Source organism: Pseudomonas sp. RIT409, from assembly GCF_003052515.2.
Taxonomy (GTDB): Bacteria; Pseudomonadota; Gammaproteobacteria; order Pseudomonadales; family Pseudomonadaceae; genus Aquipseudomonas.
On record NZ_QARE02000002.1, the window covers coordinates 69,752 to 95,371 of the forward strand.

At 57.6% G+C, this 25,620-nt stretch carries 21 protein-coding genes; 13 read left to right on the forward strand and 8 right to left on the reverse strand.

Annotated elements, in window-relative coordinates; genetic code table 11:
* Window positions 1-32: 32 nt before the first annotated feature.
* The 4 genes from fmt (at window position 33) to DBP26_RS02885 (ending at window position 4,141) form a co-directional block, all read left to right on the forward strand.
* On the forward strand, window positions 33-992 hold the full coding sequence (gene fmt, locus DBP26_RS02870) for a methionyl-tRNA formyltransferase (RefSeq protein ID WP_108236349.1): 960 nt from the start codon (window positions 33-35) through the stop codon (window positions 990-992).
* On the forward strand, window positions 989-2,308 hold the full coding sequence (gene rsmB / locus DBP26_RS02875; protein WP_108236348.1) for a 16S rRNA (cytosine(967)-C(5))-methyltransferase RsmB: 1,320 nt from the start codon (window positions 989-991) through the stop codon (window positions 2,306-2,308). The genes fmt and rsmB overlap by 4 nt, the downstream gene beginning before the upstream one ends.
* A 133-nt stretch (window positions 2,309-2,441) precedes the next feature.
* Window positions 2,442-3,815, forward strand: coding sequence for a Trk system potassium transporter TrkA (trkA, locus tag DBP26_RS02880; protein WP_108236347.1), 1,374 nt, complete (start codon window positions 2,442-2,444; stop codon window positions 3,813-3,815).
* A gap of 14 nt (window positions 3,816-3,829) precedes the next feature.
* Window positions 3,830-4,141 (forward strand): tetratricopeptide repeat protein, encoded by a 312-nt coding sequence (locus tag DBP26_RS02885; RefSeq protein WP_108236346.1) that lies wholly within the window; start codon window positions 3,830-3,832, stop codon window positions 4,139-4,141.
* 135 nt (window positions 4,142-4,276) lie between these two features.
* Here the strand turns inward: DBP26_RS02885 and DBP26_RS02890 are convergent, their stop codons facing one another.
* Window positions 4,277-5,164: a lysophospholipid acyltransferase gene (locus tag DBP26_RS02890; protein ID WP_108236345.1), complete on the reverse strand. Its 888-nt coding sequence runs from the start codon at window positions 5,162-5,164 to the stop codon at window positions 4,277-4,279.
* Window positions 5,165-5,233: 69 nt separating this feature from the next.
* Entirely contained in the window at window positions 5,234-5,788 is a 555-nt protein-coding gene (locus DBP26_RS02895; protein WP_108236344.1) for a DNA-3-methyladenine glycosylase I, read from the reverse strand.
* A gap of 82 nt (window positions 5,789-5,870) precedes the next feature.
* Between DBP26_RS02895 and glyQ the strand changes: the two genes are divergently transcribed.
* From glyQ to DBP26_RS02915, 4 genes are read left to right on the forward strand one after another with little or no spacing between them, the layout of a single operon-like run.
* Window positions 5,871-6,818 carry a glycine--tRNA ligase subunit alpha gene (glyQ, locus tag DBP26_RS02900; RefSeq protein ID WP_108236343.1) on the forward strand — a complete coding sequence of 316 codons (948 nt, stop codon included), beginning with the start codon at window positions 5,871-5,873 and terminating at the stop codon, window positions 6,816-6,818.
* Window positions 6,815-8,869 carry a glycine--tRNA ligase subunit beta gene (gene glyS, locus DBP26_RS02905; RefSeq protein WP_108236342.1) on the forward strand — a complete coding sequence of 685 codons (2,055 nt, stop codon included), beginning with the start codon at window positions 6,815-6,817 and terminating at the stop codon, window positions 8,867-8,869. The genes glyQ and glyS overlap by 4 nt, the downstream gene beginning before the upstream one ends.
* A 16-nt stretch (window positions 8,870-8,885) precedes the next feature.
* Entirely contained in the window at window positions 8,886-9,437 is a 552-nt protein-coding gene (gene gmhB, locus DBP26_RS02910) for a D-glycero-beta-D-manno-heptose 1,7-bisphosphate 7-phosphatase (protein WP_108236341.1), read from the forward strand.
* A 57-nt stretch (window positions 9,438-9,494) separates the two neighbouring features.
* Window positions 9,495-10,265: a lysophospholipid acyltransferase family protein gene (locus tag DBP26_RS02915; RefSeq protein WP_108236340.1), complete on the forward strand. Its 771-nt coding sequence runs from the start codon at window positions 9,495-9,497 to the stop codon at window positions 10,263-10,265.
* Between the two features lie 184 nt (window positions 10,266-10,449).
* Here the strand turns inward: DBP26_RS02915 and DBP26_RS02920 are convergent, their stop codons facing one another.
* The 6 genes from DBP26_RS02920 to dnaA all read right to left on the reverse strand — a co-directional run bounded on the left by DBP26_RS02920 (window position 10,450) and on the right by dnaA (window position 20,852).
* On the reverse strand, window positions 10,450-11,637 hold the full coding sequence (locus DBP26_RS02920) for an MFS transporter (protein ID WP_108236339.1): 1,188 nt from the start codon (window positions 11,635-11,637) through the stop codon (window positions 10,450-10,452).
* A gap of 71 nt (window positions 11,638-11,708) precedes the next feature.
* The gene (locus tag DBP26_RS02925) at window positions 11,709-14,351 is read right to left on the reverse strand and encodes a glucosidase (protein WP_108236338.1); all 2,643 of its coding nucleotides are present in this window, start codon (window positions 14,349-14,351) and stop codon (window positions 11,709-11,711) included.
* 280 nt (window positions 14,352-14,631) lie between these two features.
* Window positions 14,632-17,049: a DNA topoisomerase (ATP-hydrolyzing) subunit B gene (gene gyrB / locus DBP26_RS02930; protein WP_108236337.1), complete on the reverse strand. Its 2,418-nt coding sequence runs from the start codon at window positions 17,047-17,049 to the stop codon at window positions 14,632-14,634.
* 4 nt (window positions 17,050-17,053) lie between these two features.
* Entirely contained in the window at window positions 17,054-18,157 is a 1,104-nt protein-coding gene (gene recF / locus DBP26_RS02935) for a DNA replication/repair protein RecF (RefSeq protein WP_108236336.1), read from the reverse strand.
* A 14-nt stretch (window positions 18,158-18,171) separates the two neighbouring features.
* Entirely contained in the window at window positions 18,172-19,275 is a 1,104-nt protein-coding gene (gene dnaN / locus DBP26_RS02940; RefSeq protein WP_108236335.1) for a DNA polymerase III subunit beta, read from the reverse strand.
* Between the two features lie 35 nt (window positions 19,276-19,310).
* Window positions 19,311-20,852 carry a chromosomal replication initiator protein DnaA gene (gene dnaA, locus DBP26_RS02945; RefSeq protein ID WP_108236334.1) on the reverse strand — a complete coding sequence of 514 codons (1,542 nt, stop codon included), beginning with the start codon at window positions 20,850-20,852 and terminating at the stop codon, window positions 19,311-19,313.
* A gap of 587 nt (window positions 20,853-21,439) precedes the next feature.
* Between dnaA and rpmH the strand changes: the two genes are divergently transcribed.
* From rpmH to mnmE, 5 genes are all read left to right on the forward strand, one after another.
* The gene (rpmH, locus tag DBP26_RS02950; RefSeq protein ID WP_003290924.1) at window positions 21,440-21,574 is read left to right on the forward strand and encodes a 50S ribosomal protein L34; all 135 of its coding nucleotides are present in this window, start codon (window positions 21,440-21,442) and stop codon (window positions 21,572-21,574) included.
* Between the two features lie 16 nt (window positions 21,575-21,590).
* Complete coding sequence (gene rnpA, locus DBP26_RS02955) at window positions 21,591-21,992, forward strand: ribonuclease P protein component (RefSeq protein WP_108236437.1); 402 nt, start codon at window positions 21,591-21,593, stop codon at window positions 21,990-21,992.
* Complete coding sequence (yidD, locus tag DBP26_RS02960) at window positions 21,985-22,230, forward strand: membrane protein insertion efficiency factor YidD (protein WP_108236333.1); 246 nt, start codon at window positions 21,985-21,987, stop codon at window positions 22,228-22,230. The genes rnpA and yidD overlap by 8 nt, the downstream gene beginning before the upstream one ends.
* Before the next feature lie 2 nt (window positions 22,231-22,232).
* Window positions 22,233-23,909 (forward strand): membrane protein insertase YidC, encoded by a 1,677-nt coding sequence (yidC, locus tag DBP26_RS02965; protein ID WP_108236332.1) that lies wholly within the window; start codon window positions 22,233-22,235, stop codon window positions 23,907-23,909.
* Window positions 23,910-23,989: 80 nt separating this feature from the next.
* On the forward strand, window positions 23,990-25,360 hold the full coding sequence (gene mnmE, locus DBP26_RS02970) for a tRNA uridine-5-carboxymethylaminomethyl(34) synthesis GTPase MnmE (protein WP_108236331.1): 1,371 nt from the start codon (window positions 23,990-23,992) through the stop codon (window positions 25,358-25,360).
* The last annotated feature ends 260 nt before the right edge of the window (window positions 25,361-25,620 follow it).

Sequence of the window (25,620 nt, forward strand, 5' to 3'; positions counted from 1 at the left end):
CGCTCCTCAAAGCTACCTCCCAAGAGAACCCCATGACCGAGCCACTGCGCATCGTCTTCGCCGGGACCCCGGAATTCGCCGCCGAACACCTCAAAGCCCTGCTGGACAGCCCTCATGAAGTGGTCGCGGTCTACACCCAGCCGGATCGCCCTGCAGGCCGAGGCCAGAAGCTGATGCCCAGCCCGGTCAAGCAACTCGCGCTGCAACACGCCATTCCTGTGCGCCAACCACCGACCTTGCGGGCGCCGGAGGCTCAGGCAGAACTGGCCGCGCTCCAGCCCGACTTGATGGTGGTGGTCGCCTACGGTCTGATCCTCCCGCAAGGGGTCCTCGACATCCCGCGTCTGGGCTGTATCAACAGTCACGCCTCGCTTCTGCCACGCTGGCGTGGTGCCGCGCCGATTCAGCGCGCTGTCGAGGCAGGTGATGCCGAGAGCGGTGTGACCGTGATGCGCATGGAAGCGGGTCTGGACACCGGTCCTATGCTGCTCAAGGTCACCACCCCGATCAGCGCCGACGACACGGGCGGCCGCTTGCATGATCGTCTCGCTGAACTGGGCCCCCACGCAGTGGTGCAGGCCATTGCCGGCCTGGCCGACGGTACGCTGGTCGGCGAAGTACAGGACGACAGTTTGGCTACCTACGCCCATAAGCTGAACAAGGATGAGGCGCGTATCGACTGGTCGCGTCCGGCCGATGAGCTGGAGCGGCGGGTGCGCGCCTTCAATCCTTGGCCCATTTGCCACAGCACCCTCAACGGCGAAACCTTGAAAGTGCTCGCCGCGCAGGTCGCCGAAGGGCGGGGTGAACCGGGCACCATTCTTGATGCCAGCAAGGAGGGCCTGCTCGTCGCCTGCGGACAACACGCCTTGCGCCTGACACGTCTACAACTGCCGGGTGGCAAGCCGCTGGGCTTCGCCGACCTGTTCAACAGCCGCCGCGAAAAATTCGCGACGGGGACTGTGCTCGGCCTTTCGGTTGAAGCTCAATGAACCCGCGTTTAGCCGCCGCCAAGGCGTTCGCTGCGGTGCTCAGCGGCAAGGCATCGCTGAACAGCTCGCTGCCCGCTCAACTGGACAAGGTCGATGACCGAGATCGGGGTTTGACTCAAGACCTCGCCTTCGGCACCGCCCGCTGGGAGCCACGGCTGTCGGCCCTGGCGGCAAAACTGCTGCAGAAGCCGTTCAAAGCGGCGGACACCGACGTCCAGGCGCTGCTGTTGGTGGGGCTGTATCAACTGTTCTACACACGCATCCCAGCCCACGCTGCCATCGGCGAAACGGTCGGTTGCGCTGACAAACTGAAAAAGCCCTGGGCCAAGGCCTTACTCAATGCCGTACTGCGGCGCGCCCAGCGTGAGGGCGAGGCGTTGTTGACTGAGCTGGAGCACGACCCGGTAGTCCGAACCGCGCATCCGCGCTGGTTGCAAAAAGCGCTCAAGGCCGCATGGCCTGAGCACTGGGAAGCCATCTGCACCGCCAACAACGCGCATCCGCCGATGATTCTGCGGGTCAGTCGCCGCCACAAAACCCGCGATCAGTACCTGCAGTTGCTGGAGGACGCAGGCGTTGCAGCGACGGCCAGCACTTTCAGCCAGGACGGTATCGTCCTGACCGAGCCGGGCGACGTGCGCTCGCTGCCGGGCTTTGCCGAGGGCTGGATCAGCGTTCAGGACGAAGCAGCCCAACTGGCCGCCGAGCTGCTGGAGCTGGCGCCGGGACAACGCGTGCTGGATGCCTGCTGCGCGCCGGGAGGCAAGACCTGCCATCTGCTGGAAGCACAAACGGGGTTATCCGGCGTGGTAGCGGTGGACCTGGAAGCCAAGCGCATGGTCCGCGTCAAAGAGAACCTCGATCGTCTGGGGCTGAGTGCAGACCTCATTGCCGCCGACGCCCGCGATACCGAGCAATGGTGGGATGGCAAGCCGTTCCAACGCATCCTGCTGGACGCGCCCTGTTCGGCCACCGGCGTAATCCGTCGTCATCCCGACATCAAGCAGACACGCCAGGCCGATGACATTCCGGCCCTCGCGACGCTGCAGGGCGAGTTACTCGACGCATTATGGCCAACCCTCCAAGTGGGCGGGATTCTGCTCTACGCGACGTGTTCCACACTGCCGACCGAAAATACGGAGGTGATCGAGGCGTTTCTGTCCCGGACACCGGGTGCCAGGGAGCTGGACATTGCCGGGCAAGCAGGCAATCCGCCGCCCGGGCTGAAACAACCCCATGGCCGACAACTGCTGGCTCAGGTAGGCGGGCATGATGGGTTCTATTACGCCAAGCTCATCAAGATCGCTGCAGGCTGATCCCTGTAGGAGCGCGCTTGCCCGAGATTGCGGGGTGGCAGTCGACATTGACGTATCAGACAAATCGCAATCGCGGGCAAGCGCGCTCCTACAGATTGAGGCGTTGCAGAACATCATTTCAGGGAGAGACTGATTGAAAATCATCATTCTCGGTGCAGGGCAGGTTGGCGGAACACTTGCGGAGCACCTGGCCAGCGAGGCAAATGACATCACGGTAGTCGATACGGATGCCGACCGCCTGCGTGCGCTTGGGGATCGCCTCGACATCCGAACCATCCAAGGCCGCGGTTCCTTTCCCACCGTACTGCGCCAGGCGGGCGCCGACGACGCTGACATGCTGGTGGCCGTCACCAGCAGCGACGAAACCAATATGGTCGCCTGCCAGGTCGCGTACACGCTGTTCCACACACCGACCAAAATCGCCCGAGTGCGTGAGTCCGCTTACCTGACACGCGCGGGACTCTTCGACAACGAGGCGATCCCGGTCGACGTGCTGATCAGCCCCGAACAGGTGGTCACTCACTACATCAAGCGTCTGATCGAATACCCGAGCGCATTGCAGGTCATCGACTTCGCCGAGGGTAAGGTGCAAATGGTGGCAGTCAAGGCGTACTACGGCGGACCGCTGGTGGGCCAGCAGTTGCGTCAGTTGCGCGCACACATGCCGAATGTCGAGACACGGGTCGCTGCCATTTTCCGCCGTGACCGTCCGATTAGTCCTCAAGGGGACACAGTGATCGAAGCGGATGACGAGGTCTTCTTCATTGCGGCCAAGGCAGACATTCGTGCCGTCATGGGCGAGATGCGTCGTCTCGACGAAAGCTACAAACGTATCGTCATCGCAGGAGGCGGCCAGATCGGCGAGCGGTTGGCTGAGGCCATCGAGAGTCGCTATCAGGTGAAGATCGTGGAAATGAGCCCGGCCCGCTGCCGTTACCTGTCCGACACACTCGACAACACGGTCATCCTGCAAGGCAGCGCCTCAGATCGAGATTTGCTGATGGAGGAGAACATCGACAATGCCGACCTGTTCTTGGCCCTGACCAACGATGACGAAGCCAACATCATGTCCTCGCTACTGGCCAAACGACTGGGCGCCAAGAAGGTCATGACCATCATCAACAATCCGGCGTACGTGGATCTGGTGCAAGGGGGAGAAATCGATATCGCGGTCAGCCCCCAACTGGCGACCATTGGCACGTTGCTGGCCCATGTTCGGCGCGGCGATATTGTCAGTGTGCACTCACTGCGACGGGGCGCGGCAGAGGCGATCGAAATCGTGGCCCACGGAGACGCGAAGTCCAGCAAGGTGATCGGCAAAGCGATCATGCACATCAACCTGCCGTCAGGCACCACCATTGGCGCAATTACACGGGGAGAGCAGGTATTGATCGCCCACGACAGCACGGTTATCGAATCCGGCGACCATGTGATCATGTTCCTCGTGGATAAAAAGCACATACGCGACGTCGAGCGACTGTTTCAGGTGGGGTTGAGCTTTTTCTAAAAAGGGGGGGCAGCGTGCTCGAATCACTGGAAAAAATGCTCGCCAAGGGCATGGACAGCGCCTTGCTGCGCTTCGGTCTGGGCAAGGGTTATCTGGATGCCGGCGATCACGACAAGGCGGTCGAGCATTTACAGCGCTGTGTTGAATTCGATCCCAACTATTCAGCAGCGTGGAAGCTGCTCGGCAAAGCGTGGCTCGCGACGGGAAACGGCGAGCAGGCTCGAAAGGCATGGGAGCAAGGTATCGACGCAGCCGTCGGCCATGGCGACAAGCAGGCCGAGAAGGAAATGACGGTATTCATCAAGAAGCTGGATCGAAAGGCCTGATCCAAAATCCAGCCTTTAAATGCATTTCCTGTAGGAGCGCGCTTGCCCGCGATTGCGGTGTCTCAGGTAACAAAAATGTGGCTGATATGACGCAATCGCGGGCAAGCGCACTCCAACAGTGGGCGGCGCAAGGCCTCAATACCAACGCTTCTCCCCCTCAGGACGTTTTTTGAAGCGCTTCATGGTCCACATATACTGGCTCGGATAAGCACGCACGTATTTCTCCACGACCTTGCTCATCGCCGCCGCCGAGGTATCGGTATCTGGGCTGTACATGTCATCCGGTGCGGCTTCCAGTACCACTTTGTAGCCTGAACCGTCCTCCAGACGCATCGCATGGAGAAACACGCCTACCGCTTTACCACCCGCCAGCATGTTCGGCACGAACTTGCTGGTCAGCGCCATCGTCCCGCAGAAGGGCACGAAGACGCCGGCCGATTCTGCCGGTTCCGGGTCCGCCGGAATACCCACCGAGCCGCCTTTACGCACTTCCTTGATGACGCTGAGAATGCCCTCCTTGGTGGAGGCCGCCACGCGGTTGCCCAACTGCACGCGCTGCTTGCGCAGCAATTCATCCACAGCCTTGAGCTTGGGCGGGCGGTAGAAAATGATCGGTTTGCACTGGCTGCAGTAAAAGTGGTTGAGCACTTCCCAGTTGCCCAGATGGCTGGTGATGCCGACCACGCCTTTGCCAGACGCCAGAGCATCTTTAAGAATGTGCAGCCCCTCGACTTCACGGACCAGGTTGATCGATTTCTGCGCAGGCCAGATCCAAGCACAGGCACTTTCGGTCAGCGTCTTGCCGATGTCCATCAAACTGCGACCCACCAATGCCTCGAGTTCGGCAGGGCTCAGTTCTGGAAAACACTTGGAAAGGTTAATCCGGGCGACCTCGCGCGAACGGTTCGGCAGCTTCCACATGAGCCAGCCGATACCCGTGCCTACCCATTGCACCGCGCGCCAGGGGAGCAGGGCAAACAACCGCAACGCTCCGACCATCATGGCGCCTTTGAACTTATCCACAGATCACTCCTGCATCGATGAGGCGAGCATTGTAACCACTCCTGCGAGCAACGCAGACCAAGCGCGCTCCTACGACGTAACCAACTGCGCATACCGATCGCAATCGGTGGTGTGGTCCATCACCATCCCTGTCGCCTGCATGTAGGCGTAGCAAATGGTTGGCCCCACGAACGTGAACCCGGCTTTCTTCAGGGCCTTGCTCATCGCCTCGGCCTCCGGTGTGACCGCCGGGACTTCGCTGCGGTCCTTGAAATGATTGACCTTGGGCTTGCCGCCCACAAATGACCACACAAACGCCACCGGGTCGTCCAGCCGCAGCCAGGCCTGGGCGTTCTTGCGTGCGGCGTTGAGTTTCAGGCGATTGCGCACGATGCCGGGTTCGAGCATGAGCTCTTCGATTTCTGCGTCGGTCATGGCAGCCACGCGTCTCACATCAAAGTCGAACATGACCTCTCGGTAACGGGCGCGTTTCTTCAGAATGGTGATCCACGACAGACCGGCCTGGAACCCTTCGAGCAACAGAAACTCGAACAGCTTCTGCGCGTCGCGCAGCGGCACACCCCACTCTTGATCGTGGTAGGCCATGTAAAGCGGGTCATCGTTGCACCAAAAGCAGCGTGGCATAGGGCCCCCAAGGGTGGAGGCGCTGCCGAATCGGGTATACTCCCGCTCTTTAAATCGCAGCCCCCCAGTACAGGTGAATTTCGTGAGCCAGCCTACGCCAGCCGTGCGTACCTTCCAAGACTTGATCCTCGCCCTTCAGCAATACTGGGCCGAGCAAGGTTGTGTGGTACTTCAGCCCTACGATATGGAAGTGGGCGCCGGTACTTTCCACACCGCCACGTTTCTGCGCGCCGTCGGCCCGGAAACCTGGAACGCCGCCTACGTCCAGCCAAGCCGTCGTCCTACCGATGGCCGTTATGGCGAAAACCCTAACCGCCTGCAGCACTACTACCAGTTTCAAGTGGTTCTGAAACCCAACCCGGACAACTTCCAGGAGCTGTACCTAGGCTCGCTGAAACGCGTAGGTCTGGATCCGCTGGTCCACGATGTGCGTTTCGTCGAAGACAACTGGGAGTCGCCTACGCTGGGCGCATGGGGCCTGGGTTGGGAGATCTGGCTCAACGGTATGGAAGTCTCGCAGTTCACCTACTTCCAGCAAGTCGGCGGCATCGAGTGCTATCCGGTGACCGGTGAGATCACCTACGGCCTGGAGCGTCTGGCCATGTATCTGCAGGGCGTCGATTCCGTTTACGACCTGGTCTGGACGGACGGGCCGTTTGGCAAAGTCACTTATGGCGACGTGTTCCACCAGAATGAAGTGGAACAGTCGACCTACAACTTCGAACACGCCAACGTCGACAAACTGTTCGAGCTGTTCGATTTCTACGAAGCCGAAGCCATGCGCTTGATCGACGCCGAACTGCCGTTGCCGAGCTACGAAATGGTGCTCAAGGCTTCGCACACCTTCAACCTGCTGGATGCCCGCCGCGCGATTTCCGTGACTGCTCGCCAGCAATACATCCTGCGCGTACGCACCCTGGCCCGTTCCGTGGCCCAGGCGTACCTGATGGCCCGGGCCAAGCTTGGCTTCCCGATGGCTGCCCCTGATATTCGCGATGAAGTGTTGGCTAAGCTGGAGGCTGCACAATGAGTGCTCAAGATTTTCTGGTTGAACTGGGCACCGAAGAACTGCCACCAAAGGCCCTGAACACGTTGGCCGAAGCATTCCTGGCCGGCATTGAAAAAGGCCTGCAGGCTGCGGGCCTGACCTACAGCGCCAAGCAGGTGTACGCGGCCCCGCGTCGGCTGGCAGTGCTGATCACTCAGTTGGCCACGCAACAACCGGATCGCAGCGTCAATCTGGACGGTCCACCTCGCCAGGCCGCGTTCGACGCCGACGGCAACCCGACGCAAGCCGCATTGGGCTTCGCCAAGAAATGTGGCGTCGATCTGAGTGAAATCGATCAGAGCGGCCCGAAGTTGCGTTACAGCCAGAACATCGCCGGTAAGCCGACGGCCAGCCTGCTGCCGACCATCATCGAGGATTCGCTCAACGACCTGCCTATTCCCAAGCGCATGCGCTGGGGTGCACGCAAGGAAGAGTTCGTACGTCCGACCCAGTGGCTGGTGATGCTGTTCGGCGATCAGGTCATCGATTGCACCATCCTTGCCCAAACCGCTGGCCGTGAGTCCCGAGGCCACCGCTTCCATCACCCGGAAAGCGTACGCATCACCTCGCCAGCCAACTACGCCAGCGATCTGCGCGCCGCGAACGTTCTGGCCGACTTCAACGAGCGCCGTGCGCTGATCAGCAAACGTGTCGACGAACTGGCAACCCGCCACGAGGGCACCGCCATCGTACCGCCTGCGTTGCTCGACGAAGTGACCGCGCTGGTCGAATGGCCTGTTCCACTGGTGTGCTCGTTCGAAGAGCGCTTCCTCGAAGTGCCGCAGGAAGCCTTGATCACCACCATGCAGGACAACCAGAAGTATTTCTGCCTGCTGGATGCTGACGGCAAGCTGCTGCCACGCTTTATCACAGTGGCCAACGTTGAAAGCAAAGACCCTTCGCAGATCATCCTGGGTAACGAAAAAGTCGTTCGCCCACGGCTGACCGACGCTGAGTTTTTCTTCAAACAAGACAAGAAGCAGAGCCTGGAAACCTTCAACCAGCGCTTGCAGAACGTCGTGTTTCAAGCGCAGTTGGGTACTGTGTTCGAAAAAGCAGAACGTGTTTCCCGGCTGGCTGCGTTCATTGCGCCTCATGTCGGTGGCGACGCTCAGCGCGCAGGGCGTGCCGGTCTGCTGTCCAAATGCGACTTGGCGACCGAGATGGTCGGCGAGTTCCCCGAAATGCAAGGTGTGGCTGGCTACTACTACGCGTTGGCCGATGGTGAGCCTGAGGACGTGGCGCTGGCGTTGAACGAGCAATACATGCCGCGCGGCGCTGGCGCTGAATTGCCGAGCACCTTGACCGGCGCGGCCGTGGCGATTGCCGACAAACTCGACACCCTCGTCGGTATCTTCGGCATCGGCATGCTTCCGACCGGGAGCAAAGACCCGTACGCGTTGCGGCGCGCCGCCTTGGGGATCCTGCGGATTCTGATCGAGAAGAAACTGGACCTTGACCTGATCAAGGCTGTTCAGTTTTCGGTCACTCAGTTCGGCAACAAGGTCAAGGCTGCCGGCCTGGCTGACCAAGTGCTCGAGTTCATCTTCGACCGCCTGCGCGCCCGTTACGAAGACGAGGGCGTGGACGCTTCCGTTTATCTGTCGGTGCGCGCGCTGCAGCCAGGCTCGGCATTGGATTTCGACCAGCGCGTGCAAGCCGTGCAAGCCTTCCGCAAATTGCCGGAAGCAGCGTCGCTGGCCGCGGTCAACAAGCGCGTGTCAAACCTGTTGAGCAAGGCCGAGGGGAATATCGCCCAGACGGTGGAGCCGAAGTATTTCGACAACGCCAACGAGTTTTCGCTGTATTCGGCCATTCAGCAGGCCGATCAGGCGGTGGGGCCGATGGCCGCAAATCGCCAGTACACCGAAGCACTGGCGCGCCTGGCAGCGCTGCGCGAACCGGTGGATGCCTTCTTCGAGGCAGTGATGGTCAATGCCGAAGACGCCAGCGTACGTGCCAACCGGTATGCATTGTTGGCACGTCTGCGCAATCTGTTCCTCGGCGTGGCCGACATCTCCCTGTTGGGCTAACGCGGGAGCGACTGATTTGAAGCTGCTGATTCTCGATCGAGATGGAGTGATCAACGAGGATTCCGACGCCTACATCAAATCGGTGCAGGAATGGATTCCGATTCCCGGCTCGATCGAGGCCATCGCGCAATTGAGCAAGGCCGGCTGGACGGTGGCGGTGGCCACCAACCAGTCTGGCATTGCTCGTGGTTACTATGATCTGGCTACCTTGGATGCCATGCACGCACAGTTGCGAGCGTTGGTAGCCGAGCGGGGTGGCAAGGTCGGTCTGATCGTATATTGTCCTCATGGCCCTGACACGGGGTGCGACTGCCGCAAACCCAAACCGGGAATGCTTCGCACCATCGCCAATCATTATTCCGTCGATTTGCGCGGAATATGGTTCGTTGGCGACAGCAGGGGTGACCTGGAGGCGGCGATGGCCGTCGACTGTCAACCTGTTCTGGTCATGACAGGCAAAGGTCACAAGACGCGGAGCAACTCTTTGCCTGCTGGAACGTTGGTATTCGACGATCTGGCGGCCGTTGCCGCGGAACTTATTCACAACAGCGCGTCGTCGCACGACTGACCGGTCGTGTGGCGCCATGCTCACTTCGGGCAAATGCCCGTAATGGTAAATGCAGCCATGTCGATAGTGCAGGCCATCAGGATCTTCATCTTTTACCTGCTGCTGGGCACCAGCGCCTTGCTGTGGTGTTCACTGAGTTTCTTCGTCGCGCCTTTCCTGCCGTTTCCTGTCCGTTATCGTTTCATCAACGTCTACTGGTGTCGCTGCGCAGTCTGGCTGACAAAGGTGTTTCTAAACATCAAGGTTAACGTCACCGGCCAGGAGAACGTTCCCACGACGCCTTGCGTGATCGTGTCCAATCATCAAAGTACGTGGGAAACGTTCTTCCTCTCCGCTCATTTCCAGCCTTTGAGCCAAGTGCTCAAGCGCGAACTGCTATACGTGCCGTTTTTTGGCTGGGCCATGGCGATGCTGCGACCCATTGCCATTGATCGCGACAACCCCAAAGCGGCTTTGAAGGTCGTGGCCAAGAAGGGCGACGAACTGCTCAAGGACGGTGTTTGGGTCTTGATCTTTCCTGAAGGGACTCGCGTCCCCTATGGCCAGATCGGGAAGTTTTCTCGCAGCGGCGCTGCGCTGGCCGTAAACGCTGAATTGCCTGTTTTGCCCGTGGCGCATAACGCAGGAAGGTACTGGCCAAAAGAAGGGTGGGGCAAAAAGCCGGGTACGATCGAAGTGGTGATTGGTGCTCCCATGTATGCCGAAGGCAGTGGCCCACGCGCCATCGCAGCGTTGAATGACCGAGTGGCCGCATGGAATGAGGAGACGCAAAAGGCTATGGGGTCGCCCGTAGAGCCAGTCACCGTCTCGGAAAAATCACCGGCCTGAATTGTGGATAACCTGTGCACCAATTGTGAGAATTTTCAATTTAATATCGATAACTCATTGATTTAACGATTTATTTCTCTTTGAGATTAAAGACCCAAAAACGTGCATAAGTTTTTATGAGGGTGCCTATCTATCCCGAATAACGCCGGTTTTGAGCCTTCCAGCCAAGACTGACGTTTTGTGTTCACGCCGATGGGTTAGTCGGTGTCACCCACCGATCAAACAGCGCCGCCACCCCGATCAACACCAGCCCTCCACTTGCCGCCGCAACGAAGCCCATCGCAGGAGATGAGGTGTCGATAGCGAAGCCAACCAGTGGCATCGAAAGCGTCTGCCCTAGACGGTTCGCGGAGTCCTGCAGGCCCATGACCTGGCCCCGTACGCTGGCGGGCGCCAACTTTGCGACCGCTTCCGAACTGGCAGCCAGCGTGGGTGTGCACAGCAGGTTGGTGGGCAACAGCGCCAGCATCAACAGCCACCAGACTTGATCGAAGAAGACTACGGGAAGCAAAAGCAGGCTCATCGTCACTGCTAGCCGCATAAGAGACCAGGATCGGTGAACCAGGCCGTGAACGAAGCCCCCGGTTATCGAAGCGATCGACATGACCGCAATGACGTAGCCCGTGTAGGCAATCTCCCCGTTTTCGCGAAGGACTGCGATCAGCGCCAGTTCGGTACCGAACAGCACGAACAGTGCGCCGGCGCTGACGAGCAAAACACTCAACAAGCGAGCACTGAACCACTGCCGCCATTTCAGCCCGACCTTGTCGGGGGAGGGGGCGCTTTCACCGACGTCGCGTATCGGCCAATTCAGCACATACAGGGCGATATAAGACGCAGCACGCCATGCGCCGATACCGAACAGCACAGCCGTTGCCGAATAGGTGGTAATCAGCAGAATGCCTAAAGCAGGCGTGATGACGAATGACAACTCCATCAACATGGTGGTCAATGAGTACGCCGGCCGCCGTTGGTCTTCAGGCACAAGGCTGGCGACGAACTGTCGGGATAACGAACCTGTCGGGATCGTGAACACGCCCGCGGCGAAGGCGAGGGCCACGAAGGGGGCGTAGTTAACCACGGGCAACGAAACCCAGGCGAGGGTGGACAGCGCCCCGCAGAGGGCCACGACAGGCCGTAATCCATGCCGATCCATCATCCGTCCCACCAACGGCGAGCCTACGGCAAACCCCAGTGCGGTGGCTGTTGCGACCACACCGGCATCGAAGTAACTGCGTCCCATCTCATTGAGCACATGCAGGCTCAAAGTCAACGTCATGATCGTGAGGGGCAGGCCTGCTACGAACATGAACAATGTGGCCGACATGACACGCGGGATGGCCAACACCTTTTGGTACTTCCGGAACGACATCCGTTTACGTCTCCTTGATCCGCATCCGCTTTGGCACAGCGAGGTTCCTCCTCGCCGAATGATCGACGATTCTAAATGGAAGGCTGAAGCAGCAGGGCCACTAATGCGCTCCAACCCGTCTGGTGCGAGGCCCCGAGACCACGTCCGTTCTCACCGTGGAAGTACTCATGAAACAGCACCAGATCTCGGCTAAGAGGGTCTCGTTGAAGCTGCGCATAACCTGCCATGACCGGGCGGTTCCCCTCGTCGTTACGAAGGAAAAGTTGGCTGATCCGCTGACTCAGCCCGTCTGCTACTTCCTTGAGCGAGGCGAGATAGCCCGAGCCGCTCGGATATTCGACGGAAAAGTTCTCGCCGTAGTAGCGGTGGAACTCCCGCAGTGACTCGATAAGCATGTAATTCAACGGTATCCAGACCGGGCCCCGCCAATTGGAATTGCCGCCAAACAATCGAGAGCCGGACTCCGCAGGCTCATAATCTGCCGACAGTGTGTTGCCATTGATGTGCATGCTGAACGGCTGCTTGGCGTAAAACTTGGATAAAGAACGCACGCCGTAAGGCGAGAGAAATTCGTGCTCATCGAGCATGCGTGTGATCAGGTCCTTGGTTCTCTGCCCGCGCAGCAGCGCTAATAGCAGACGGTTGCCTTTTCCCGGTTCGGTCCATCGCGAGACCAACGCCGCCAAGTCTGGTCGATGGTGTAAAAAACCCAACAAACGCTCTCTCAGGCCTTTCAAGCCCTCATGCTCGCGCTGCTCCAATACCCTCACGGCGAACAGCGGAATCAACCCTACGAAGGATCGAAGTTTGACCGATTCCCGCTGACCATCCGGGCGATGCAATACGTCATAGAAAAAACCATCGTCATCGTTCCAGAGGCCTTCTACCTCCGCTTGATCAACTTCATTGATGGCACCAGCGATATACAGGAAATGCTCAAAGAACTTCACAGCAATATCGACGTAAACCTCATTGTGTTGCGCGAGCTCTAGGGAAATGCGCATCAAGTCCAGGGCGTAGGCGCCGACCCATGCCGTACCGTCCGCCTGATCGAGCTGGTAGCCAGGGGCGAGGGCAGCGGAACGGTCGAACAGCCCGATGTTGTCCAGCCCAAGAAAGCCCCCTTGGAAGATATTGTGGCCTTCGGCGTCCTTTCGATTGACCCACCAAGAAAAATTCAACAGCAGCTTGTGGAAAACCCGCTCGAGAAAGGCCACATCGCCGAAGCCTTTTTGAGCCTTTTCCATTTGATAAACGCGCCACGATGCCCAGGCGTGCACAGGGGGATTCGCGTCGTCAAACCGCCACTCATACGCAGGAAGCTGGCCGTTAGGGTGCATGAAACGGTCCTTGACCAGCAGCAGCAATTGGTCTTTGGCGAAATCCACATCGATGAGCGCGAAGGCCACCGCTTGAAAAGCCAGATCCCACGAGGCATACCACGGGTATTCCCATTTATCGGGCATTGAGACGATGTCGAAGTTGCACAGGTGCCTCCATTGACTGTTGCGCAGATGAGCGCGTTCCTTCGGAAGCGGCGGGAGACCCGGGTCGCCATCAAGCCAGGCTTTCACATCGAAAGCGTAAAGCTGTTTGGACCACAGCAGGCCTGCCATGGCTTGGCGTTGAACATTGCGCGCGTCGGGGTCCATCAAGTCCGCTTGCAACACACCATAATATTCATCCGCTTCCTGCCGACGTCTTTCAAACAGCTTCTTCGTATTCACTCGAGCAGAGCCAGCCGGTGCGAAGCGCATATAGACGGATGAAGAACTTCCGCCGGTCAATTCCAGGACAAAATCCGCAGCCACTTTGGTGCCTGTGTCACGACGTATCGCGTCCTCTCTGCCGTCGACGAGCCAGTCATTGATACCATCCTTGAAGGGCCCGGCTTCCTCAAGGCCAAACAGCTTGGGGGAGTTCGTGCGATTTTCACAAAATATCCACTCACATGCGTCCATCCCCCAGGCCGATGCTTCTCGTTCTGCCTGCTGAGGATGGCGAGCCACAACACGGTCGCCAATGAGCGAGAGGGAAGGGCGCTCAGCGTCCAGTGCCCAACTCCATGTATCTCGCGCCCAGACGTGGGGGAGGACATGCAATCGCGCAGAGCAATCTGACCGGTTGACGACTGTCACCCGCATCAATATATCGTCGGGAGTGTTTTTGGCGTATTCGATGCTGACATCGAAATAATGGTCGTCGTTGAAAACACCGGTATCCAGCACTTCGTATTCCGGGTCATCCAAACCGCGACGCGCGTTTTCTTCAACCAGATCACTATAGGGGAATGCTGAGTGTGGGTATTTGTAGAGCATGCGCATGTAAGCGTGACTCGGCACACCATCCACATGGAAGTAAAGCTCCTTTACATCCTCGCCGTGATTGCCCTCGCTGTTGTTCAATCCGAACAAGCGCTCCTTGATTATCGGGTCGCGCCCGTTCCACAACGCGAGCCCAAGGCACCAGTACTGCGCTTTGTCCGAGAAACCGCCCAAGCCATCCTCGCCCCAGCGGTAGGTACGACTGCGGGCGTGGTCGTGCGGAAAATAGTCCCAAGCGTTGCCATCAGCGCTGTAGTCCTCTCGGACGGTTCCCCACTGACGATCGCTCAGATAGGGCCCCCATTCCCGCCAACCTGCCGCTTCCTCGCCTTTCAGCCGTAGCCCTTCAGTCGTCTGTTGCAAGGTCTTCCGAGCAGCGTTGGCAGGCATAGTCAATTTCCAGTCATTGGCGTTGTAGTCGTAATAGAACGATGTCAGGAGCAATCTATCATTAACGCAGCGAGTCAGAGCGGCGTGTGTCGAGCCAGCCTGAAGGTGAGATATGTTCCACGTGGAACAGAAGCGGAATACGGTGTTAGCCAATGACCCGACGACGCTTGGTCATCCGACGGGAAAAACCAAAAAGCCCGCTAATGCGGGCTTTGAGGTGAAGGGCAGGCTTAAGAATCCATTACAGGAAAACGGCTGCTCGGGGTGGTAAACAGCGGCGTCAAAAATCCAGGTTCGAGACGGCCAAAGCGTTGGCTTCAATGAAGTCACGACGCGGTTCGACGGCATCGCCCATCAAGGTATTAAAGATCTGATCCGCAGCGATCGCGTCCTCGATCGTCACCTTCAGCATGCGGCGCACGGTCGGGTCCATTGTGGTTTCCCACAACTGATCCGGGTTCATTTCACCCAATCCTTTGTATCGCTGAATGGTATGGCGCTTGGTACTTTCAGTCATCAGCCAGTTCAGCGCTTCCTTGAACTCAGTGACTGATTTCTTGCGTTCGCCACGTTGCACATAGGCGCCTTCCTCGAGCAACGAACCGATTTGCGCACCGAGCGCAGTGACAGTTCTGTAGTCGTTGCTCGCGAAGAAATCACGGTTGAATGTGATGTAGTTGGACAAACCATGAGAGACGATTTCGACCTCTGGCAGCCAGACATTGCGCTCTTTATCTTCCCGCAGACTGGTCTTGTAAACCATGCCCGACTTCTCGGTCGCCCTCAGACGCGCTTCGAACAAAGCCATCCAGGATTGCATCTGCGCATGATCCGACAGCTGCTCCATTGGGACCGCAGGTAGATACACCATATGCTCAGTCAGGTCTTCGGGGTAAAGACGCGACAGACGCTTCAGGGTCTTCATGACCATACGGAAATCATTGACGAGTTTTTCGAGCGCCGGACCGGAGATACCAGGTGCCGATTCACTAAGATGCAGGCTCGCGTCTTCCAGCGCCGACTGCGTCATGTACTCTTCCATGGCGTCGTCGTCTTTGATGTATTGCTCTTGCTTGCCTTTCTTCACCTTATACAGCGGCGGCTGAGCGATGTAGATGTAGCCTCGCTCGACCAGCTCAGGGAGCTGGCGGAAGAAGAACGTTAGGAGCAACGTCCGAATGTGCGAACCGTCAACATCAGCATCGGTCATGATGATGATGTTGTGATAGCGCAGCTTCTCGATATTGTATTCTTCCCGGCCGATGCCGCAGCCGAGTGCAGTGATCAGAGTGCCCACTTCTTGGGACGAAATCATTTTGTCGAAGCGAGCTTTTTCGACGTTCAGAATCTTGCCCTTGAGCGGGAGAATTGCCTGAGTCTTGCGGTTGCGACCCTGCTTGGCGGAACCGCCCGCAGAATCACCCTCGACCAGATACAGTTCCGACAGCGCAGGATCCTTTTCCTGACAATCTGCGAGTTTGCCGGGCAGGCCTGCAATGTCGAGGGCACCTTTGCGGCGGGTCATCTCCCGCGCTTTACGGGCGGCTTCCCGAGCACGCGCGGCGTCTATCATCTTGCCGACAACAGCCTTGGCCTCATTTGGGTTTTCCAGGAGGAAGTCAGAAAAGTATTTACCCATCTCCTGTTCCACCGCGGTTTTGACTTCGGACGATACCAGCTTGTCTTTGGTCTGCGAGCTGAACTTAGGATCGGGAACCTTCACTGAAATAATCGCGGTCAGGCCTTCACGCGCATCGTCGCCAGTGGTGGCGACTTTATGCTTCTTCGCCAGACCTTCCTGCTCGATGTAGTTATTGAGGTTACGCGTCAATGCCGAACGGAAACCCACCAAGTGAGTGCCGCCGTCGCGCTGAGGAATGTTGTTGGTGAAACAGAGCAGGTTTTCATTGAAGCTGTCGTTCCACTGCAGTGCGATTTCGACACCCACGCCATCTTCACGCTGGACGCTGAAGTGGAACACTTGGTTGACCGCGGTCTTGTTGGTGTTCAAGTATTCGACGAAGGCGCGTAACCCACCCTCGTATTTGAACAGCTCCTCTTTCCCGCTACGTTCGTCCTTGAGAACGATGCCAACACCGGAGTTGAGGAACGACAATTCACGAATGCGCTTGGCGAGAATATCCCAGCTGAAGTGGATATTCTTGAAGGTCTCCGCTGAGGGCTTGAAATGGATCTCAGTGCCCGTGGTATCGCTGTCGCCGACGATCTTCATCGGTTCCTTTGGCACGCCGTGAACGTACGTCTGTTCCCAAATCTTGCCACTGCGACGAACCGTGAGGTTCAGTTCTTCCGACAATGCGTTTACGACCGATACACCTACCCCATGCAGTCCGCCTGAGACCTTGTACGAGTTGTCATCAAACTTACCGCCTGCGTGCAGAACGGTCATGATGACTTCCGCGGCTGACACACCTTCTTCTTTATGCACGTCGACCGGGATGCCCCGGCCGTTGTCGCGCACGGTGATGGACTCGTCCGGGTGAATGGTAACGGTGATGTCATCGCAATAACCGGCCAGCGCTTCGTCGATGGAATTGTCCACCACTTCGAATACCATGTGATGAAGACCACTGCCATCATCCGTATCGCCGATGTACATACCGGGACGCTTGCGTACGGCATCAAGTCCTTTAAGCACCTTGATGCTGGACGAGTCGTACGTTTGATTTTCGCTCATGCATTCACTCCCGATGGTCGTGGGTCTGGGTGATATCGCCTTGTTCCACGTGGAACAAAGCGACTGGCGTACCCGCCTGCCAGCCTTCCCTCAACAATTCATGATCTACACAGGTGATAAACACCTGGCAGCGTAATTCCTCAAGCAGCCGACACAATGCGCTGCGATGGTGTTCGTCGAGCTCGGACGGTAAGTCGTCGACGAGATAAATACATTGGCCTCGGCGAGCCTGATTGACCAGATGGCCCTGGGCAATGCGTAACGCGCAAACCACCAATTTCTGCTGGCCGCGGGACAGAATGTCCGCGGCGTTGTGGCCGCCCAATCGAAGGCGAAGATCTGCGCGCTGCGGGCCGGATTGGGTATGCCCCATCTGCTGATCTCGGTGCAAGGAAGAGGCGAGAACCGTGCTCAACTCTTTTTCCTTGTCCCAGCCGCGGAAGTAACTAAGGGTCAGCCCATCCAACTGAACGAGCTCACTGAGTGTCTTTTCAAAAACGGGCTTCAGGGCTTTGATGTAGGCTCTGCGGAACACATCAATTTCGTCACTGGCCAGGCACAATTCCCGATCCCAGGCGGCCTGCGAGGCGACGTCAAGTGTACCATGCCGCAGCCATGAGTTCCGCTGCCGTAGGGCCTTCTGCAAGCGCTGCCAAGTGGCCATGAAGCGAGGTTCCACGTGGAACACTCCCCAATCCAGGAACTGTCGCCGTATCTTGGGCGCCCCTTCCAACAAGCGGAAGCTGTCTGGGTTAATGAGCTGAAGAGGCAGCGTTTCTGCCAACTGCGCTGCACTTTTGGCGTTCTGGCCGTCTATGCGAATCTGGAATTCGCCTTGTCGATCTCGTGAAATACCGAGATTGCTTTGTCCGCCCTCATTCAAGAGAACTTGCCCAAACACAGTGCAGGCAGGCTGGTCATACTGGATAACGGGCTGCAACCGGGTGCTGCGAAAAGAGCGAGCAAGGCCGAGAAGATGGATAGCCTCAAGCAGACTGGTCTTGCCGCTGCCGTTAGCGCCGTAAAGAATATTGATACGGGGGGAAGGGGAAAAGGTCACCGGGTGCAAATTGCGCACCCCGGTGACCGAGATGCGGCTAAGAGACATCGAGCGCCCGCTGGTTACAGGCGCATTGGCATGACGACGTAAGCCGAATCGTCGTTGCCCGACTCCTGAACCAGCGCACTGCTGTTGGAATCGGACAATATCAGACGAACTTGTTCCGTGGTCATAACGCCGAGAACGTCCAGCAGGTAGCTGACGTTGAAGCCGATTTCCAACGATCCACCGTTGTAGTCGACGCCAATCTCTTCTTCCGCTTCCTCTTGCTCGGGGTTATTCGCTTGAATCTTCAACTGACCGCTAGCGAGTTGAAGACGAATGCCCCGGTATTTTTCGTTGGACAAAATCGCCGTGCGACTGAAGGCTTCACGTAATGCCTGACGGTCGCCCACCACCAGTTTGTCACCGCCTTTAGGCAACACGCGCTCGTAGTCAGGGAATTTGCCATCCACCAGCTTTGACGTGAACGTGAATTCACCGGTTGTCGCACGGATGTGGTGCTGCCCGAGGACAATGCTGACCAAGCCGTCTTGCTCGGTGAGCAGACGTGCCAATTCAAGAATGCCCTTGCGAGGCACAATCACTTGGTGGCGATCAGCGTGCTCAATCTCCGCTGCCATGGAGCACATGGCCAGACGATGACCGTCTGTCGACACCGCACGCAGCACACCCGACTGCACTTCGAGCAGCATGCCGTTGAGGTAATACCGCACATCTTGTTGCGCCATTGCAAAACTGGTCCGCTCGATCAGTCGGCGCAGCTTGCTCTGGACCAGATTGAACGTCAGCGAACCTGGCCCTTCTTCCACCGTCGGGAAGTCGTTTGCAGGCAGCGTAGACAGCGTGAAACGGCTACGTCCGGCCTTGACCACCAGTTTCTGTTCGTCGAGCCTGATGTCGATCAAGGCATCGTTCGGCAGGCTTTTACAAATGTCCATGAGCTTGCGCGCCGGGACGGTTATTTCGCCCGATTGAGCGGGCTCTTCCAACTGAACGCGACCAACGAGCTCGACCTCAAGGTCCGTGCCGGTCAACGACAACTGCTGGCCTTCAACGACCAACAGTACGTTGGACAGAACCGGCAAGGTCTGGCGGCGTTCTACGACACCGGCGACCAGTTGCAGGGGTTTCAACAGGGCTTCGCGTTGAATGGTGAAATGCATGGTCTAGTCCCTTGCCTTGATAAGCTGCGTCGGCATCAAGTTGTCAGAGTCCGCAGCAAGTTCTTGTAGTCCTCGCGGATATCCGCATCGGATTCTTTCAGTTCATTGATCTTCCGGCACGCGTGCAGCACGGTAGTGTGGTCACGGCCTCCAAACACGTCGCCAATTTCCGGCAGGCTGTGGTTGGTCAATTCCTTGGAGAGCGCCATCGCGACCTGTCGTGGGCGGGCAACTGACCGCGAACGACGTTTCGACAGCAGGTCGGAAATCTTGATTTTGTAGTACTCAGCGACGGTGCGCTGAATGTTATCCACACTGACCAGCTTATCCTGAAGCGCTAGCAGATCCTTGAGGGATTCTCGAATCAGCTCGATGGTGATGTCTCGTCCCATGAAGTGAGAATGAGCAATGACGCGTTTGAGGGCGCCCTCGAGCTCACGGACGTTCGAACGAATGCGCTGGGCAATGAAGAAAGCGGCATCGTGGGGAAGCTCGACCTTCGCCTGGTCCGCTTTTTTCATCAGGATCGCCACTCGAGTCTCAAGCTCGGGCGGCTCCACTGCAACGGTCAGACCCCAGCCAAAACGAGACTTGAGCCGCTCCTCAAGCCCTTCGATCTCTTTAGGATAGCGGTCACTGGTGAGGATGACCTGCTGACCACCTTCGAGCAAGGCGTTGAAGGTGTGAAAAAACTCTTCCTGAGAGCGCTCTTTGCGAGCAAAAAACTGGATATCGTCGATTAGCAAGGCGTCCACCGACCGGTAGAAACGCTTGAACTCATTGATGGCGTTCAACTGAAGCGCCTTGACCATATCCGCGACGAAGCGCTCGGAATGCAAGTACACGACTTTGGCGTTCGGGTTTTTCTTGAGCAGGTGGTTACCCACAGCATGCATCAAGTGAGTCTTACCCAAGCCGACGCCGCCATAAAGAAAGAGGGGGTTGTAACCGTGCTTGGGATTGTCCGCTACCTGCCAAGCGGCAGCCCGCGCAAGCTGGTTGGATTTACCTTCGACGAAATTCTCGAAAGTGAAGGTACGGTTCAAGTAGCTGGTGTGCTTGAGCGCACCCTCGACCTGTACGCTGCGTTGTTCCGTTTTGGCAGCCGCTACCGGTTGCGCGTTGGCGGCCGTCATGGGATCGAAACTGGCTCGCGACGGTTCGTCGTCGGTCTGCAGCGAGGTTTGCAGGGCAGGTGCGGGCGCTTGTGCAGGTGCATCCGCAGGCGGCGTCACGCCATTAGGTTGGACGCTGCCTGCATGTTGGGCAGCTTGCGAGGCCGCAGCAGCTGCCGCCAGTGGAGCCGTCGGCGCTGCTCGAGGAGCAGAACTGCGCTTGCTGCCTATTAATAAGGAGAGTGCCGGGGCGATCCCCTGACCCTGCTCGCCTAGCAGCTCCAGCAGCCGCCCCAGGTACTTTTCATTCACCCAGTCGAGCACGAACCGATTAGGCGCATACACGCGCAACTCGTCGCCCTCGGCTTCGACCTGTAGCGGACGGATCCAGGTGTTGAATTGCTGGGCCGGCAGCTCATCGCGCAAAAGCTCCACGCACTGCTGCCAAAGTTCCACTGACACGGAAATCCCCTAAGTATCGAAAGCCATGAGGCAAAAAAACAGGCGGCCATTGTACCCACCCCGGGCGGACTTATCCACATACGGACAGCCGTGAGGAACTGAAAATCAGGCGTTAATGGATCGAAATGACCATGGGTGGAATGTGAATAAGCTCTGTGGATAAACCTCGCTGGCTACTCTGCATAACTCACGCCGCAAATCTGTGGATAAGACTTCTGTGGATAAAACAGCATTCCATGCACAGCCTTTCCTCAGGGTCGACACAGTCGCAGCACCGTTTTCAGACAGAGTTGTGATCCTCTGTACACCTTGTAGAAAAAGGCGGTTGGTAGGTTATCCACAGAGAATGGGGCCTCTAGCTCTTATAAGCTCTTCAAAAAAGCTTTAAATATGTCCTTTCTTTATTTCTATCTTTGGCTCAGTGATCCGTTTGCCCGAGCGCCGGGTTGTCAGCCCTTCCTCTAATTAAGAAGACCGTGCAGGAATCGTTGGCTGGAAATTGACCTGAGGGCTTGCTTTCTCTAGAATCCCCGCTCTCTTAAAACGGGGTCATTCCGGCCCGTTGTGGACGAACCAGGTAACACACCATGAAACGTACTTTCCAACCGAGCACCATCAAGCGCGCCCGCACCCACGGTTTCCGTGCTCGCATGGCAACCAAAAACGGACGTCAGGTTCTGTCGCGTCGTCGCGCCAAAGGCCGTAAGCGTCTGACAGTTTGATCAGTCGGCACAGGTGGTGAGTCGAGACTTCAGTCGGGAAAAACGTCTGTTGACGCCCCGGCATTTCAAGGCAGTCTTTGACTCCCCAACCGGCAAGGTTCCGGGAAAAAATCTCCTGCTCCTTGTACGCGACAACGAACTCGATCACGCCCGGCTGGGTTTGGTGATTGGGAAAAAGAGCGTAAAGCTCTCCGTTGAGCGTAACCGCCTGAAGCGTCTGATGCGCGAGTCCTTCCGTCTCCACCAGGACAACCTGGCAGGCGTAGATATCGTGGTCGTCGCACGCAAAGGCTTGGGTGACATTGATAACCCCGAATTGATTCAGCATTTCGGCAAGCTCTGGAAACGTCTGGCGCGCAGCCGATCCAGTCCAGAAGCGAAAACCGAAACTGCGGGGGTAAACAGTCCTGATGCGTAAACTGGCACTCGTTCCGATCCAGTTTTACCGTTATGCCATCAGTCCCCTGATGGCCAGTCACTGTCGTTTCTACCCCAGTTGCTCCTGCTATGCGTACGAAGCCATTGAAACCTATGGCCTGGTACGCGGCGGCTGGCTGACTCTGCGTCGCCTAGGTCGCTGTCATCCGTGGAATCCCGGTGGTTTCGACCCGGTTCCACCCGCTCCCAAACCCCGTTCCTCTTCGATGGCCGAGTAATCATGGATATCAAACGCACAATCCTGATCGTCGCCCTGGCAATCGTGACCTACGTCGGTGTCCTGAAATGGAACCAGGACTATGGTCAGGCTGCCCTGCCGACTCAGAATGTTGCCGCCAGCACCAATACCGCCGCGCTGCCCGACACACCACAAGGTACAGCCGCAAATGCGGACGTGCCCAGTGCGACCGGAGAAGTGACAGCCCCTGCCGAAACACCGGTGGCCGTCAGCAAAGACCTCATTCAGGTCAAAACTGACGTATTGAACTTGGCGATTGACCCAGTGGGTGGCGATGTGGTCCAGCTGAGGCTGCCTCTCTATCCACGTCGGCAGGACCATCCAGAGATCCCGTTCCAACTGTTCGATAACGGCGGTGAGCGTACCTTTCTTGCGCAAAGCGGCCTGACAGGTATGAACGGGCCAGACGCCCGCGCCGGTGGACGTCCTGTTTACATCAGCGCTCAGAAAAATTACCAACTGGCTGAAGGCCAGAATGATTTGGTCGTCGACCTGAAATACTCCGATGCAGGCGTCAACTACATCAAGCGCTTCACATTCAAGCGCGGCCTGTACGACCTGACTGTCACGTATCTGATCGACAACCAGAGTGGGCAAACCTGGAATGGCAATCTGTTTGCCCAATTGAAACGCGATGCGAGCGCTGACCCTTCGTCGACCACCGCAACCGGTACCGCCACTTATCTGGGCGCGGCCATGTGGACACCTTCGGAACCTTACAAAAAGGTATCGATGAAGGACATCGACAAAGGCTCGCTCAAAGAAACCGTTCAAGGTGGTTGGGTAGCCTGGCTGCAGCACTATTTCGTGACCGCCTGGATCCCGAGCAAGACAGATAGCAATACTGTCACTACCCGTAAAGACAGTGTGGGCAACTACATCATCGGCTTCACCGGCCCAGGGCTGACCGTCGCTCCAGGTGCCAAAGCCGAGACCACCGCGACGCTGTACGCCGGTCCGAAGAGTCAGGCCGTTCTGAAAGAGCTGTCTCCAGGTCTGGAATTGACTGTGGACTACGGCATCCTCTGGTTCATCGCGCAGCCAATCTTCTGGTTGTTGCAACATATCCACAGCATTGTGGGTAACTGGGGCTGGTCGATCATTTTCCTGACCATGCTCATCAAAGCGCTGTTCTTCCCGCTGTCGGCCGCCAGTTACAAGTCCATGGCACGCATGCGCGCTGTTGCACCACGCCTTGCGGCGCTAAAAGAGCAGCATGGCGATGATCGTCAGAAGCTCTCGCAAGCGATGATGGAGTTGTACAAGAAGGAGAAGATCAACCCCCTGGGTGGTTGCCTGCCGATCCTAGTCCAAATGCCGGTCTTCCTCTCGTTGTACTGGGTGCTGCTGGAAAGCGTTGAAATGCGTCAAGCACCTTGGCTGCTGTGGATAACTGACCTGTCGATCAAGGATCCTTTCTTCATTCTGCCAATCATCATGGGCGCTACGATGTTCATTCAGCAGCGTCTCAACCCCGCTCCGCCCGATCCTATGCAGGCGAAGGTCATGAAGCTGATGCCGATCATCTTCACCTTCTTCTTCCTGTGGTTCCCTGCGGGTCTGGTGCTGTACTGGGTGGTGAACAACACCCTGTCGATCGCTCAGCAGTGGTACATCACACGGAGCATCGAGGCCAAAGCCAACAAAGCGGCGGCTTGATCTACCCTGTGAATAAGTAGTGCGAAGCGCCCCCTCTGTGGGGCGTTTTGCTATCCGTCAGTTTTATCCAGGAGGCGGACATGAGCGTCCCTCGTGAAACCATCGTTGCCATCGCCACTGCTCAGGGCCGCGGAGGCGTCGGTATCGTGCGTATTTCCGGTCCGTTGGCGAGCCATATCGCAACCGCCGTCACGGGCAGGAGTCTGCAGCCTCGTCACGCCCATTACGGAGCTTTCCACGATGCCGACACCTCTGTCATCGACGAGGGAATTGCATTGTACTTCCCGGGGCCGAACTCATTCACTGGTGAAGATGTGCTGGAGCTTCAGGGCCATGGCGGCCCGGTCGTATTGGACATGCTGCTACAACGCTGTGTACAACTCGGCAGTCGCCTGGCCAGGCCTGGCGAATTCAGCGAACGTGCATTCTTGAATGACAAACTCGATCTGGCACAGGCTGAAGCGATCGCTGATCTGATCGAGGCCAGTTCTGCACAGGCAGCTCGAAATGCCCTGCGCTCGTTGCAAGGTGCCTTCTCCCAACGCGTCCATAGCCTTACCGAGAAGTTGATCGGGCTGCGGATCTACGTTGAAGCAGCCATCGATTTCCCCGAAGAAGAAATTGATTTCCTTGCTGACGGGCATGTGCTGAACAAGCTGAATGAAGTGCGCGAAGAATTATCCACAGTTCTGCGCGAAGCCAATCAAGGCGCACTGCTGCGCGACGGTATGACCGTCGTCATTGCGGGAAGGCCCAATGCAGGCAAATCCAGCCTGCTGAACGCTCTCGCGGGGCGCGAGGCAGCGATCGTTACCGAAATCGCCGGCACCACCCGCGACATTCTGCGCGAACATATCCACATAGACGGCATGCCGCTGCATATCGTGGACACGGCAGGGCTGCGCGATACGCAGGACCAGGTGGAACGAATTGGCGTGGAGCGAGCACTGAAAGCCATTAACGACGCTGACCGAATTCTGCTGGTTGTAGATGCCACGGCCCCCGAGGCGAGCGACCCTTTCGCACTGTGGCCAGAATTTCTTCAACAGCGTCCCAATCCTGCCCATGTCACACTCATTCGCAACAAAGCTGACCTAAGCGGCGATCCTATTACCCTTAAGCAGGGTGAGGATGGTCATGCAATCGTCAGCTTGAGTGCGAAATCCGGCGGAAAAGGCCTTGAACTGTTGCGTGAACACCTTAAGGCCTGCATGGGTTATCAACAGACCGCTGAAAGCAGCTTCAGCGCACGGCGACGCCATTTGGAATCATTGCATAGGGCCGATGCCTTTCTTGAACATGGCCACGCTCAATTGACGATGGCGGGAGCCGGTGAGCTTCTGGCAGAGGACCTGCGTCTAGCCCAGCAGAACCTGGGAGAAATTACAGGAGCGTTCAGTTCCGACGACTTACTGGGCCGAATTTTCTCCAGCTTCTGCATCGGTAAGTAGTTCAATTCCCCTTCTTGGCCCCTACCGGGGCCATCTTCCCTAATACCTCACACCTCTTGGATCTCCGGCCGTGCGACAGCACCGCCGGTCGCTTCCGCACGCTTGCATCTCAAGAAAGGACTGCCCCTGACCGGGATAAGGTCTGTGCATAACCTCCTGTCAGCTCCGTAGATAAGTGCGTCTGAAAGATGAGCACAAGTGCCTCTGTGGATAACGGGTGATTTTATTCACAGGCTTAACGTCGTTATCCAGAGCGCTCC